The sequence below is a fragment of the Deinococcus piscis genome (genome assembly GCF_014653275.1).
Classification (GTDB): domain Bacteria; phylum Deinococcota; class Deinococci; order Deinococcales; family Deinococcaceae; genus Deinococcus; species Deinococcus piscis.
The window spans coordinates 46,541-58,791 of the sequence record NZ_BNAL01000020.1; the positions used below are offsets into that span (position 1 = coordinate 46,541).

14 protein-coding genes are annotated in these 12,251 nt (G+C 67.1%); 5 read left to right on the forward strand and 9 right to left on the reverse strand.

Translation table 11 applies throughout. The annotated features are described in order from the left end of the window. Window positions 1–40 precede the first annotated feature (40 nt). Complete coding sequence (locus IE158_RS08695; RefSeq protein ID WP_189643273.1) at window positions 41–3,379, forward strand: DNA translocase FtsK; 3,339 nt, start codon at window positions 41–43, stop codon at window positions 3,377–3,379. 100 nt (window positions 3,380–3,479) lie between these two features. On the opposite strand, the gene IE158_RS08700 is transcribed toward IE158_RS08695, so the two are convergent. Together IE158_RS08700 and IE158_RS08705 are read right to left on the reverse strand one after the other, a co-directional pair. Continuing rightward, window positions 3,480–4,073, reverse strand: a complete 594-nt coding sequence (locus tag IE158_RS08700) for a TetR family transcriptional regulator (RefSeq protein ID WP_189643274.1) — start codon at window positions 4,071–4,073, stop codon at window positions 3,480–3,482. Window positions 4,074–4,079: 6 nt separating this feature from the next. Continuing rightward, window positions 4,080–4,598 carry a hypothetical protein gene (locus IE158_RS08705; protein ID WP_189643275.1) on the reverse strand — a complete coding sequence of 173 codons (519 nt, stop codon included), beginning with the start codon at window positions 4,596–4,598 and terminating at the stop codon, window positions 4,080–4,082. A gap of 108 nt (window positions 4,599–4,706) precedes the next feature. Between IE158_RS08705 and truB the strand changes: the two genes are divergently transcribed. The 4 genes from truB to trmD are packed head-to-tail and all read left to right on the forward strand — an operon-like array spanning window position 4,707 to window position 7,388. After that, a complete protein-coding gene (gene truB / locus IE158_RS08710) occupies window positions 4,707–5,639 on the forward strand; it encodes a tRNA pseudouridine(55) synthase TruB (RefSeq protein ID WP_189643276.1) in 933 nt (310 codons plus the stop codon). Between the two features lie 38 nt (window positions 5,640–5,677). Further along, the gene (locus IE158_RS08715; RefSeq protein WP_189643277.1) at window positions 5,678–5,989 is read left to right on the forward strand and encodes a KH domain-containing protein; all 312 of its coding nucleotides are present in this window, start codon (window positions 5,678–5,680) and stop codon (window positions 5,987–5,989) included. Next, a complete protein-coding gene (gene rimM / locus IE158_RS08720) occupies window positions 5,986–6,555 on the forward strand; it encodes a ribosome maturation factor RimM (protein ID WP_189643278.1) in 570 nt (189 codons plus the stop codon). The genes IE158_RS08715 and rimM overlap by 4 nt, the downstream gene beginning before the upstream one ends. Then, on the forward strand, window positions 6,552–7,388 hold the full coding sequence (gene trmD, locus IE158_RS08725; RefSeq protein ID WP_189643279.1) for a tRNA (guanosine(37)-N1)-methyltransferase TrmD: 837 nt from the start codon (window positions 6,552–6,554) through the stop codon (window positions 7,386–7,388). Before rimM ends, trmD begins: the two co-directional genes overlap by 4 nt. Before the next feature lie 42 nt (window positions 7,389–7,430). Here trmD and queC read toward each other — a convergent pair whose 3' ends face one another. The 7 genes from queC to IE158_RS08760 form a co-directional block, all read right to left on the reverse strand. Beyond that, a complete protein-coding gene (queC, locus tag IE158_RS08730) occupies window positions 7,431–8,135 on the reverse strand; it encodes a 7-cyano-7-deazaguanine synthase QueC (RefSeq protein ID WP_189643280.1) in 705 nt (234 codons plus the stop codon). 119 nt (window positions 8,136–8,254) lie between these two features. Next, entirely contained in the window at window positions 8,255–9,052 is a 798-nt protein-coding gene (locus tag IE158_RS08735; RefSeq protein WP_189643281.1) for a 7-carboxy-7-deazaguanine synthase QueE, read from the reverse strand. A gap of 34 nt (window positions 9,053–9,086) precedes the next feature. Continuing rightward, the gene (locus IE158_RS08740; protein ID WP_189643282.1) at window positions 9,087–9,497 is read right to left on the reverse strand and encodes a 6-pyruvoyl trahydropterin synthase family protein; all 411 of its coding nucleotides are present in this window, start codon (window positions 9,495–9,497) and stop codon (window positions 9,087–9,089) included. Next, window positions 9,497–9,949 (reverse strand): preQ(1) synthase, encoded by a 453-nt coding sequence (gene queF, locus IE158_RS08745; RefSeq protein ID WP_189643283.1) that lies wholly within the window; start codon window positions 9,947–9,949, stop codon window positions 9,497–9,499. The genes IE158_RS08740 and queF overlap by 1 nt, the downstream gene beginning before the upstream one ends. 194 nt (window positions 9,950–10,143) lie before the next feature. Next, entirely contained in the window at window positions 10,144–10,329 is a 186-nt protein-coding gene (locus IE158_RS08750; RefSeq protein WP_189643284.1) for a hypothetical protein, read from the reverse strand. A 97-nt stretch (window positions 10,330–10,426) separates the two neighbouring features. Then, window positions 10,427–11,515: a quinone-dependent dihydroorotate dehydrogenase gene (locus IE158_RS08755; RefSeq protein WP_373295837.1), complete on the reverse strand. Its 1,089-nt coding sequence runs from the start codon at window positions 11,513–11,515 to the stop codon at window positions 10,427–10,429. A 66-nt stretch (window positions 11,516–11,581) separates the two neighbouring features. Further along, the gene (locus IE158_RS08760) at window positions 11,582–12,115 is read right to left on the reverse strand and encodes a hypothetical protein (RefSeq protein WP_229839014.1); all 534 of its coding nucleotides are present in this window, start codon (window positions 12,113–12,115) and stop codon (window positions 11,582–11,584) included. Between the last annotated feature and the right edge of the window lie 136 nt (window positions 12,116–12,251).

Here is a 12,251-nt window from a genome sequence, read left to right on the forward strand (position 1 = left end):
AAAGGATACGCCCGGCTCTCATCTCTCACGGCACCCTGGTATGCTGCCTGACGTGTCAAAGGCCCGCAGCGCTCAGGGGCGCAAAACCAAGTCAACTTCTCACCAGACCGCAGTGCCCGCTTCCCGCTCTCCACTGGACAGCGAAGCCGTGGGCCTGCTGCTGATTGCGCTGGGGCTGTTCCTGGCCATGTCGCTGCTGCTGCCGCTGCTTGATTCGCTGGGCGGGGGCCGGCTGAGTGACCGTCAGCCGGAAGGAGGACTCAATCTGACCGGCACAGTGCGCGACTTTTTGGTGCATGGGTTGGGCTGGGCCGCTTATTTGCTGCCGCTGGTGCCCCTGGGCTACGGGGCGCTGATTTTCACGGGGCGCTCCATGCGGCGGTTCAGTCGGCGGGTGGCGGGTGGCTTGCTGGTCGTCCTGGCCCTGTGCCTGTTGGCGGCGCCCTTTTGGCCACTGGCGTCGGGAGCGCTGGCGACCTCGCTGCTGCGTCCGGTGCTGAGGGTGGTGGGTTTGGCCGCGCTGCTGCTGCCGCTGGGCTTGTTGCTGCTGGGCCTGGACCTGCTGCGTGCGCAGGCACCGCTCAGCCACTTCCGGCAGGTGGGCCGGGGCTTTAGCCGCGCCGCTGTGAGCGGGGCTGACCGCGTAGGTGACTTGGTGCAGGAGCGCCGCGAAGGCCGCGAGGTGGCCCGCGCCCGCAGTGCCCTGCGCAGTGAGCTGCGCCGTCACTTGTCGCAGCTCGGTAGCCTGCTGGACGTGCGGCCCGAACACCCCGAAATGAAGCTGCAAGAAGGCGAAGTGCGCGGCGTGCTGGCCGAGGTGCGCGGGCTATCCGAGGCGGACGTAGAGCACTACGCGGCCAGCTTGAAAGGCTGGGACCGGGCGCTGGAAGACGCCGCCGTGCAGGAGCTGGACGCGCTGCGGGGCCGCTTGAGCGCCGAAGCGGACGCCGCCGGAGACAGCCCCGCCCAGATGGAGGAGAAGGCCGCTGCGGTTCGGGCGGGCCGCTGCGAACTGGGGACCGAGCTGCACGCCACGCAGGCCAGCGCGGCTCTGGATGGGGTACGCCGCAGCCTGGTGGGCGAACTGACCCGGCTCACCCAGCGGGCTGGACGGCTGGAGCGGGCGCGGGTCACAGCTGACGCACAGCTGGCCAAAGCGGCCAAAGGCGGAAAAAAAGCCTTGCCCCTGGCCGCCCGCCTCAAGGTGCTGACCCGTGAAAGCCGCGCCCACGCCGAGCGCGGGGAAGCCTGGCAAGGCCTGGCCGAGGGCTGGGCCGATTGGCAGACGCTGGAGCCGCTCTTCGCGGGCTGGCCCGACCTGGCCGCCGCTTATGACCGCTCGCCCAGCGAGGAGGCTGCCGAAGCCCTCGCCAAAGCCCTGACCGCCCAGCCGCTCGACACCCTGCGTGAGCGGGTCGCCTGGACCGAAGCCCTTCAGGACGGGACGTTTCTGGCCTCCGGCCCCGCTCCCGTTGGTGGAATGACCGCCGCTCCCACCCGTGCGGCTCCGGTGCCTGTCTCTGCGGCGGCGCCTTCCTCTGGGCCGTTATCTCCTGTGGCTGCTTCCGCAAATGCCCGCTCTGGTGAGCCACCGGCCCTCGCCTTTGACTTTACTGCCGATGCCCTAGAGGAACTGGAGGAACTGGAGGAGCTGGAGCGTCCAGCCCCGGTGGCGGTGGTCCGCCCCGCTCCGCCCCGACCTGCTGCCCCGGTTCATCCTGCGCAAGCCCTGGAAGAAGATGAGGCCAGCGACTCGGCTGACGACTGGCAGCCCCCGGCCCCGCCCGCTCAGGCCGTCCAGCGCACGGCGGACACTCCGCCCTGGGAAGGGTCCAGGGTGGGGGCGGCCCGCATGACCGTCAGTGCTCACGCTGCGCCTGAGCGTTCCCAGGTGCAGGAACCGGCCAGGCCCAAGCAAGGGGCGCTGGAACTGGCGCTGCCTTCCACCGACCTGCTGGACCCCATTCCTGCTGCGGCGCTGAATACCGCCGCGCTGGACGTATCGGCCCGGCAGCGCGCCGCCCTGATTGACCAGACCCTGGCCGAGTTCAACCTGCAAGGCCGGGTGGTGGATTTTGCGCGTGGTCCTACCGTGACCCGCTACGAAATCGAGCCAGCTCCCGGTGAGAAAATCAGCCGTATCGCGTCGCTCTCCAATGACCTGGCCCGCGCGCTAGCGGTGGCGGGGGTGCGTATCGAAGCCCCGGTGCCGGGCAAGAGCGTGATTGGCCTGGAAGTGCCCAACGCTGACCGCGAGCCGGTCACGTTTCATCAAGCGGTGGCGTCTCCTTCGTTCCAGCGGTCCAAAGCGGCGCTCCCCATCATCCTGGGCAAAAGTATTGACGGCGAGCTGCTGGTGGGCGACCTCGCCAAGATGCCGCACCTCCTGATTGCGGGTTCTACAGGGTCGGGCAAATCGGTCTGCGTGAATACCCTCATCAACTCGCTGCTGTACCGCTTTTATCCCCAGGAACTGCGCTTCCTCATGATTGACCCCAAGATGGTGGAGCTGACGCCCTATGACGGCATTCCCCACTTGGTGCGTGGCGTGGTCACCAACCCGATGGACGCGGCGGGCGTGCTGCTGGGCGCAGTGGCCCACATGGAGCGCCGCTACAAGATGATGAGCCAGGTGGGAGCCAAGAACCTGGGCCAGTTCAACGCCAAGATGCGGCAGGTGGGCGAGCCGGAGCTGCCGCATCTGATCATCATCATTGACGAGCTGGCGGACCTGATGATCACCAGCCCCAAAGAGGTGGAAGCGGCGATTATGCGCCTGGCGCAGATGGCGCGGGCCACCGGGATGCATCTGGTTCTGGCGACCCAGCGGCCCAGCGTGGACATCCTGACCAGCCTGATTAAGGTAAACGTGCCTGCCCGCGTGGCCTTTGCGGTGAGCAGCGGGCACGACTCGCGCACCATTCTGGACTCGCTGGGGGCCGAGCGCCTGACCGGCATGGGCGACATGCTGTTCTATCAGCCGGGCCTGATCAAGCCGGTGCGGTTGCAGGGGCCGTTTATCAGCGAGGAAGAATCGGTGCGCGTGACCAGCCTGCTTCAGCGCATGATTTTTGAGGACCAGTTTGTGGAAGCCTACGGTTCTGACTTTGATGGAGCCGTGAGCGCCGAAGGCCCAGGGGCCGACCCCTCCAACATGGACTTTTCGGACCCCTACCTGCGCCAGGCCGCGCAGATTGTGGTGGAAGAAGGTCAGGGCAGTGTGTCGCGGTTGCAGCGCCGCCTGAGTGTGGGGCACGCCCGCGCGGGCAAGCTGATGGACATGCTTGAAGCGATGGGCATCGTGAGCAAGCACCAGGGCAGCAAGCCGCGTGACGTACTGATTACCGAGGCGGACCTACCAGAGTATTTCGGGCGCTGACGGGACCTGCGGCCTGGTAATGGTCGGTGGCAGATGGTGAATGGAGAGGGGAAATCAAATCTTTCGACCCTTCGCCGTCAGCCGCGCAGCGGTGAAGCCATCATCCATCAATAGGCAAGGCCAGCAAAGCCCGCGCCCCCGCCTCACACTCCCGCCGGTAAGCTTCCAGGTCCGGTGCTTCCTCGGCCACAAAGCGCAGGCTGAGGCCCTCTACCAAAGCCCGCAGCTGCCGGGCGCGGGCGTCGGCACCGTTACTGCCGCCCAGCTGGGCCAGTTCTAGGTCCAGGGCGTGGGTCTGCGCCAGGAACTCGCGCTGCACGGCCAGCAGGGCCGGGTCGTGGGAGGCCGCACTCTGAAAGTCCAGCCACACGGTATAGAAGCGCCGGGTATTTTCCACGCCGTAGAACTGGTTTTCTACGTAGGCACGCAGCTTGGCTTCTGGTCCAGCCGCCTGCCGCAGCGCCCGGCGGGTGGCGGCAGTCATGGTGCGGGTAAAGCGCTGCATGGCGGCGGTGAGTAGTCCCGCTTTGGAACCGAAGTGATACATCAGCGTGCCCCGGCTGACGCCCGCTTCGGCGGCGATGTCGGCCAGTGTGACGGCGTGATAGCCGCGCTCGTAGATGGCCTGATACGCTGCGCCCACCAGCGCGGTGCGGCGCTGCCGGTCCTGCACCGGGTCAATGCGGCGGGCCATGCTGAGCTAGTTGGCACTGAATTCGACCCAGCGGGCCAGGTCGGGCCAGCAAGTGGCAGGCGTCCCTGTGCTGGCCGCCTGCACACTGAGCGGCAGCGCCGAGACGGTCTGGGCGCGGGTGCTGGCCGTCACTGTGCGCAGCAGCCCACCCTGCGACAGATACAGCTGCGCCACCCTCGCGTCGCCCTGCTTGCTGGGATACACGTAGGAAGCAAAAATGCCCCATACCGTGCCGCGTGCTGCTGGGCGCACCTGAATGTCGCGCACGCCCTGCGCAGCCAGGCCATCTTTGAGCGCACCGGCCAGGCGCACCGCCGAAGCATGGTCGCGCAGCACTGGGAATGCTTGACCGCGCCGCTCGACACGGTAGCTGCACTGCTGGGCAGGGTCGGCCCACTGCCCAGGGGCCACTTGGGCCCAGCTTCCCTGAGCAGAGGCTTGCGCCTGCGCCGCTGTGGGGGCGCTCAGGAGCATCAGGGACACGGCGAAGCCAGGCAAAGCAGAAAGAACGGTGGAAAAGCGCACGCCCTGCATCCTAGAGCATCTGCCTAAAGGACGTTGTTGCTGAGGGGCGCGGCTACAATGACGCGCAGGCCGCTCCCGCCCGCCCGCAGGTTCGCTACTCTGGTGGGCATGCCCGTTTTCGCCGTAGACAAACCGCTTGGCCTCACTTCCCACGATGTGGTGGGCCGGGTCCGGCGGCTGCGCGGAACGCGCCGCGTGGGCCACACCGGCACGCTGGACCCGCTGGCAACCGGCGTGCTGGTGGTGTGTGTGGAAGACAGCACCAAGGTCGTGCAGTTCATGGAGCGCGACTCCAAGGACTATCTGGCCTGGATCAGTCTGGGGGCGAGCACGCCCACCCTGGACGCCGAGGGGCCGGTTGAGGTGCAGGAGCCGGTTGAAGTGCCCGACCCTGCCGCCGTGCGGGAGGCGCTGGCTGGCTTTCTGGGCGACATCCAGCAGGTGCCGCCGCAGTACAGCGCCATTCAGGTGGGCGGCGTGCGGGCCTATGACGTGGCGCGGCGTGGGGGCACGCTGGACCTTCCGGCCCGGCCCGTGACCATTCACCGCCTGGACCTGCTGGACGTGTCGCCTTCGCTGGCGCAGTCGCCGCAGCGGGTGAGCCGGGGCGAAGACGGCTGGGGGCCGGACTCCGCCGGGCGGCCTGTGCCCCTGCCGCCCGCGCTGGGTGAGTTCCCTACGCTGCTTGTCCGCGCTTCGGTGGGCAGCGGCACCTATCTGCGCTCGCTGGCCCGCGACCTGGGTGCGGCGCTCGGTGTGCCCGCGCACCTGTCGGGCCTGCTGCGAACCCGCGCCGGAGCCTATGACCTGGCCGACTGCCTGGACCTGGACGCGGTGGCGCAGGCCCAGGGCCACGCTGACCTGAGCGCCCTGCCGTTCGCGCAGGTGGACGTGCCCGCCGAGGTGGCCGCCGAACTGCGCCAGGGCAAGCGCCCGCGCCGCGCCGAAGCGGGCCGCCTGACCATCACGCATGGCGGGGCGCTGGTGGCGGTGGTAGACGGCGACGGTGAGGCGTGGAAAGTGGTGCGGGCCTGGGTGTGAGGAGCCGTAGCCCAGAGCCCCCTTGCTAGACTGGCCGGATGAAGCATGACCTAGACCGTTCTTTTGGCTCCCAGACGGACGGCCCCGACATTGACGTGGCCGAGCTGGTGGAATTCCTGGCGCAGCAGGTGGTGGACGACCCGGCTGGCGTGCAGGTCAGCCGCCAGGGCCAGAACCTGCTGATCCGGGTGGGCGAGGGCGAAGAAGGACGGCTGATTGGCCGTCAGGGCCGGGTGATTCAGGCCATTCGCACGCTGGCCCGCAGCGCCACGCCGCCCCGCGCCCGGTTGAATGTGGACCTGGACGGCCCGCGTGGGCCGCGCCCCGGAGGCGAAAGGAAGCGCCCGTGAAAGCGCCTGAGAATACCACCCGCGTCGGTCATTTCCTGGGGCCGCAGGGCCTGAAGGGCGGGGTCAAGCTGTTCGTGCTGGGCGAGGCCGAGCAGCTGACCGGCTTGCCCCGCGTCTGGGTCGAAGGCTGGGGCTGGCTGAAGTTGCGCCGCACCGAGCTGACCTACCCCGGCATTGCGCTGTTTCTGAGCGGCATTGACACCCGCGAGGCTGCCGCCGACCTGCGTGGAGCCAATGTGTATGCCCACGACGACGAACTGCCTGCCCTGGAAGAAGGCAGCTATTACTACCATCAGCTGCGCGGGTTGGCAGTGCATAGTGCCGGGGCCCAGGTGGGCGAAGTGGTGGACGTGCTGGACATGGGCTACCAGGACCTGCTGGTGGTGTCGCACGACTACGGCGAGTCGCAGGTGCCGCTGCAAGCACCCTACGTGGTGATTGAGGAAGAGGGCGGCGAACCTACCCGCGTCACCCTGACCGAGGACGCGCCCGCTGGCCTGCTGGGCGATGACGACTGGGATGGGGAAGACGAGGACCACCCAGCAGGAGCAGACGAGGAAGAATGACTCAGCCTCCCCCCGCCCTGACCTTTTCTGTCCTGACCCTGTTCCCAGAATTGCTGCGCCCCTTTGCCGCCGAAGCCCTGCTGGGCAAAGCGCAGGCGCGGGGGCTGGTTCAGGTCCAGCTGCGCGACCTGCGGCAGTGGTCCGGCAACAGGCACCACAAGGTAGACGACACCCCCTACGGCGGCGGCGCGGGCATGGTGATTCGGGTGGACGTGGTGGCCCGCGCACTAGATGCCCTGCGGGCCGAGCAGCCCGTGGATGAGGTGGTGATGTTGACTCCCGCCGGGCAGACCTTCCGCCAGGCCGACGCCGAAGCCTGGGCGGCGCAGGGCGGCCACTGGGTGATTCTGTGTGGCCGCTACGAAGGCTTCGACGCCCGCGTGGAGCGGCTGGTCACCCGTGAAGTGAGCATCGGCGACTTTGTGATGATGGGCGGCGAGGCGGCGGCGGCCTGCATCATGGAAGCGGTAGCGCGGCTGGTGCCCGGCGTGCTGGGTGACCAGGCCTCCCACGAGGATGATTCCTTTAGTTCGGGCCTGCTGGACTACCCCGAGTACACCCGCCCACCGGTCTGGGAAGGGGAGGGCGTCCCCGAGGTCCTGCAAGGCGGCCACCATGGGGCCATTGCGGGGTGGCGGCGGACGCAGGCCCTGGCCCGCACCCTGGAGCGCCGCCCCGACCTGCTGCCCACCGCTGGCTTGACCCCGCAGGATTCCGCTGAGCTGCTGCGGCTGGGAGCTACGCCAGAGCAGCTGACAGGCTGGAATGCCCCCGAGCCGCCCGCGTCCAAGCCGCCCAGGCGCAAGCGCAAAGCTGCCGCAGACCCGGTATAAAAAATGCCCCCTACGCGGGGACTTTCTTTCGGTATGCGGGGTTCAGGCTCCCAGCCGCTCCCGCCCGCACTGGGTCATCAGTTCCGGGTGGCCTGCTTCCAGCAGCGCTTCGTCACGGATGCGGCAGCTGTCGCATAGGCCGCAGGGTTCGCTGCCGCCGCTGTAGCAGCTCCAGGTGAGTTCCACCGGCAAGCCCACCTCCAGCGCCGTGCGGACGATGTCTGCCTTGCTCATCTCCAGCAGTGGGGCCACCAGCCGGGCACCGCGTCCCTCACGGCCCGCCACCGTCGCCAGGTCAGCCAACGTCTGATAAGCGGCCAGATAGTCGGGGCGGCAATCGGGGTAGCCGCTGTAGTCCACTGCCGTGATGCCCAGGTGCAGGCTGCCCGCGTCTATCGCTTCGGCCAAGCTGAGCCCCACCGCGATAAACACCGTGTTGCGGCCCGGCACGTAGGTGGGCGGAATCACCCCGTCAGGCGTGGCGTCCAGCGGTACGTCTCGGCTCTCGTCGGTCAGGGCGCTGCCGCCAAAGCTGCCGATGTTGATGTCCACCACGCGGTGTGCGGCTCCAAAGTGGGCGGCCACCTGCGCGGCCCGCTCCAGCTCCACAGTGTGGCGCTGACCGTAGCGGAAGCTCAGGGCGGTGGGCTGATACCCGGCGCGGACGGCCAGACCCAGCACGGTGCTGGAATCCAGCCCGCCGGAGAGCAGCACCACGGCGCGGGGGTTGTCGTTTGCTGAAATCATGGGTGCTCCTTTTGGTTGGGCGGCGGGTCATGGAGAGGCTGAGGGTCTAAAAGTCTAATGGTCGAAGGGAAAATGTCTTAGTCTCTAGACCTTTTGACCCTTAGACGGCGCGAAATCCCTCAGTACCCTAACCCTTCGTTGCCGCCCAGCGGAATGAGGCGCTTGTCGCTGTGCTCGTCCAGGTCGTCGGCGCGGTACAGCTTGTGCATCTGGTAGCCAGCGCGCAGGCGGGGATTGGCCTTGACTGCTTCGGTGATGGCATTGAGCACTGCCATGTCGCGCTCGCGGGCGCGGCTCCACTCCGGATGCAGCCAGATCACAGCGTCCTCGCGTAGACCGTCCAGCGTCCCCAGACCCGCCGCAATGTCCTGTGGCTCATGCACGATAATCTTGACCTCGTTGGCGCGGGCCACCACTTCCGGTAGCGGCCACTTCTGGGTGGGCTTGGGCGAGAGTGTGACCCAGTCAATCTCCCCACGCAGCGGCGCAATCCCGCTAGTTTCGATATGCACTCGGCGGCCCAGCGCATGCAGGGCGTCTGTGAGGGGGCCGAGGTCGAACAGAATCGGCTCGCCTCCAGTGATGATGACCACCGCACCGTCAGGACTTTCCTGGGCCACAGCCTGCGCGAGGGCCTCTGCGGACAGCAGCCCGACAGCAGCGGGCCGGTAGTCCGGGTGCCAGGTGCCTGCGCTGTCGCACCAGGGGCAATGCTGCGGGCAACCGTACAGCCGAATAAAGTACGCCGCCCGCCCCAGGTGAACGCCTTCGCCCTGCCAGGTATAGAAGCGCTCGTAGACGGGGTATTTTGTAGAGGTCGAGGGTCTAAGGGTCGAAGAGTCTAAGACTGCATTGTCCTTAGACCCTTCGACTTTTAGACCCTTTAACGCGCCCTCGGCGGCGGGGTGGCCCGCCATCTCATTCACTCCTCGCTTCGCTGGCAAGGGCGATTTATTCCCAGTATTCACAGCAGGACTCCGGCGTTTCCCACAGGAACACCCGCAGCCGCAGGTCGTCCCCGCTGTCGCCTGCGTCCAGCGTGTCGCGGATGCGGCGCATGGTCTCGCGGTGCAGGAAGGCGGCCATCACTTCGGCGGTGGTGTCGCCGCCGAGGTCAGGGTGCTCGTTGAGGAACATATGGTCCAGCCCGCCCTGCTCCACGTCTTTTTTTGCCCACTTCAGGCTCTTGAAGTCGGCCACCATGATGTCGCGGCGCACATGGGCGCTGGGGCGCAGGCGCTGGGATTCCAGCTCCATCCGCACCCGGTAGGTGTGGCCGTGCAGCCGCCCACAGGGGCCGTCATAGCCCTCAATCACGTGCGCCGAATCGAAGGTGAATTCGGTAGACAGTTTCCAGGGCATTACGCGCTCTTTTGGTCTTCGGCGGTGTAGTTGGCCTTGACCACCGTACGGATACCGCCGCGCAGGCCGTAGTCGCAGTCAATGCTGAGCTTCAGTGGGTCCAGCAGCTTCACCAGGTCGGCCAGCACCCGGCGCGTGGCGTGCTCGTGGTAGATACCTACGAAGCGGTACGAGGTCAGGTAGTACTTCAGGCTCTTGAGCTCCACGCACTTTTCGCGTGGCACGTAGCGGATTTCCAGGCGTCCGAAGTCGGGCAGGCCGCTCCAGGGGCACACTGGGCTGAACTCGTCGGTGCTGATGACGATTTCGCTGGGTTCGCCCGGATAGGCCACCGGGTCGTCTTCACGCACGGCGGGGAAGGTGTCCAGCACCGCCACGTCAATGGCGTCCAGGCCCTGCACGTCGTAGCGGCGGTCAAAGCCATTACAGTCTTTTTGTATCTGTCCAGTCATGGTTGCTCCTTATACGCCGTCAGTCCAGCGGCGCGGCACGGGCAAAACAGGCCCGTCCGCTGCCCAGTCTACGGGAAAAGGGAAGGCCGTCCGTGTGCTCTGTCTGCTTCCTGCCGCCCTTGCTCCACACAAAAAAGCCGGGCCGCAGTTGGCTTCCCGGCTTTGGTAGAGACGCGGATGTACGGGGCAGGCGCTCAGAGCGCGGTGGGGTCGGGGAACTCCTGGGCTTTTTCGGCCTGGTCGTGTTCGTTGTTCTTGAGCAGCTCGGCAGAACCGGCTTCACCAATCTTGGGGGCAGCGGGCTGGGCTTCGCTGTCGGGGCGACCAGTGGTCTGGTCCAGGTTATCGGCAGTGGTGGAACGGTCTCCAGGATCAGTCATGCCCTTACTGTGGCGTCTGGCCGTCCCTGCCGGGTGAAGCAGGATTTAGGGCACCTATAGGCACTGGTGCTCTGAGCTGTTCTCTAGGCCCTGCTGCTCAGTCAGCCTGAAGGCCGGTGGCCTCGGCCACACTGCTCAGGCCCTCGCGGCGCAGCAGGTCGGCTAGGCCCCGGTTGATTTCGGCAGGCAGACTGGGGCCGCCGTAAATCAGCCCCGAGTACACTTCCACCAGGCTTGCACCCGCCAGAATCTTCTCGAAGGCGTCCTCGGCACTGAAAATCCCGCCCACGCCCACAATCGGCACCCGGCCCCGCATCTGCTGGTAAGCCAGGCGCACCAGCTCGGTGGAGCGCTCCCGCAGCGGCTTTCCGCTCAGGCCGCCCGCCTCGCCCTGGTGTGTGCTGCGGAGCCCCTCGCGGCTTAGGGTAGTGTTGGAGACGATGAGGCCACCCGCCCCAGCGTCCAGCACGGCATTTACGCTTGCTTCGAAATCAGCGGGGTGGAGGTCGGGGGCCAGTTTGACCAGCACGGGCAGGCGGCGGGCGGTGCGCACGCGCTGGCGCTCGGCTTCGTCCATCACTTCAGCGACCAGGGCGCGCAGGTCTCCTGCTGCTTGTAGGGCGCGCAGGCCCGGCGTGTTGGGGCTGCTCACGTTCACCACAAAAGCGTCGGCCACCAGGTACAGCGCCGCCACGCAGCGGCGGTAGTCGGCGGCGGCGTCCTCGTTGGGGGTCACCTTGTTCTTGCCGATGTTGACCCACACCGGGCACAGACGCGGCCCTTCCAGGTGCCGGCGCATGGCGTCCGTGCCCGCGTTATTAAAGCCCATGCGGTTGATCAGGGCGCTGTCTTCGGGGAGGCGGAACAGCCGGGGCCGCTCATTGCCCGCCTGCGCCTGGGGCGTGACCGTTCCGACCTCTACGAAGCCAAACCCCATCGCCCCGAATGCGGGCACCGCTTCGGCATTCTTGTCCAGGCCCGCTGCCAAGCCCAGCGGCGAGGCGAACTCGCGGCCCCAGAGGGTCTGGCGCAGCTCTGGTGTGCGGGGCAACGCTGCTGAGCGCAGCACTCCTGGCAGCCCCGGCACCTGCCCAGTCAGGCCAAGTCCCCGGATGGTCAGGTGATGAATGTCTTCCGGGTCGAACCGGAACAGCTGGGGCTTTATCAGGTCGCGGTACAGGTGCATGTCGGGGGGTAGTGTAGCGCCTGGGATTCGGCGTACAGCGGCGCTACACGGCGCAGGCAGCGGCGCTCAGGGCTTGGTCTGGGGTGCAGGCTGAGCGGTGGGCGCGGTAAAGACCGGGCCGCTGTACACCGGCCTGAAGCTGAAGACGCCGGGGCTGGCTGGGTCTACCGTCACTTCTACTGCGCCCACTTCGCTTTCGCCCATCACCTGCAAGCGGGTGACATTCTTCAGCTGCGGACTGGCGGCGGTCTGGCCGGGGAAGGTGTTGGCACCGGCTTCGGTCAGTGGGCGGTCAATGACCAGGGTGTGCGAGTCGCCCTGAATCAGCAGCACCGGCTTGCCGTAAGCTTTGGCCTCGGCGGCCAGGACATTGACCGTGTCGCGCAGGCCGCTGTCGGTGAGCAGCACGGGCGCGCCGTAAAACAGGTCCGCCTGGTAGGCGATGACCACAGCGGGCGCGTTGCTGGCCCGCGCCTGAGCAAAAGTGTCCCGAATCCACGCGACGTTGGCGCTGTTGCGGGCAAAGTGCTCGGCAGCGCTCTGCGCGGTGCGCTCCAGGCCGTTGTTGCTCCCTACTGCATGCACGGTGGCAAACACCACGCCCTCATGCGTCCAGCGGCTGTTTTCGGGCAGTTCGGGCTGACGCGTGAGCGTGAGGGGACGCTGCCCGCTCAGTAGGTGACAACTTCACTTCCAGCCCCTCCTGGTGGGCAAAAAGGCTGGGTCAGCAGGTCTA

Excerpts from the sequence above, each read along its gene's own strand:
- IE158_RS08695 (WP_189643273.1), top strand. The coding sequence starts at position 41 with ATGCTGCCTGACGTGTCAAAGGCCCGCAGCGCTCAGGGGCGCAAAACC.
- queF (WP_189643283.1), bottom strand. The coding sequence starts at position 9,949 with ATGACTGGACAGATACAAAAAGACTGTAATGGCTTTGACCGCCGCTAC.
- IE158_RS08750 (WP_189643284.1), bottom strand. The coding sequence starts at position 10,329 with ATGACTGATCCTGGAGACCGTTCCACCACTGCCGATAACCTGGACCAG.
- IE158_RS08715 (WP_189643277.1), top strand. The coding sequence starts at position 5,678 with ATGAAGCATGACCTAGACCGTTCTTTTGGCTCCCAGACGGACGGCCCC.
- IE158_RS08700 (WP_189643274.1), bottom strand. The coding sequence starts at position 4,073 with ATGGCCCGCCGCATTGACCCGGTGCAGGACCGGCAGCGCCGCACCGCG.
- truB (WP_189643276.1), top strand. The coding sequence starts at position 4,707 with ATGCCCGTTTTCGCCGTAGACAAACCGCTTGGCCTCACTTCCCACGAT.
- IE158_RS08755 (WP_373295837.1), bottom strand. The coding sequence starts at position 11,515 with ATGCACCTGTACCGCGACCTGATAAAGCCCCAGCTGTTCCGGTTCGAC.
- IE158_RS08740 (WP_189643282.1), bottom strand. The coding sequence starts at position 9,497 with ATGCCCTGGAAACTGTCTACCGAATTCACCTTCGATTCGGCGCACGTG.
- IE158_RS08735 (WP_189643281.1), bottom strand. The coding sequence starts at position 9,052 with ATGGCGGGCCACCCCGCCGCCGAGGGCGCGTTAAAGGGTCTAAAAGTC.
- trmD (WP_189643279.1), top strand. The coding sequence starts at position 6,552 with ATGACTCAGCCTCCCCCCGCCCTGACCTTTTCTGTCCTGACCCTGTTC.
- queC (WP_189643280.1), bottom strand. The coding sequence starts at position 8,135 with ATGATTTCAGCAAACGACAACCCCCGCGCCGTGGTGCTGCTCTCCGGC.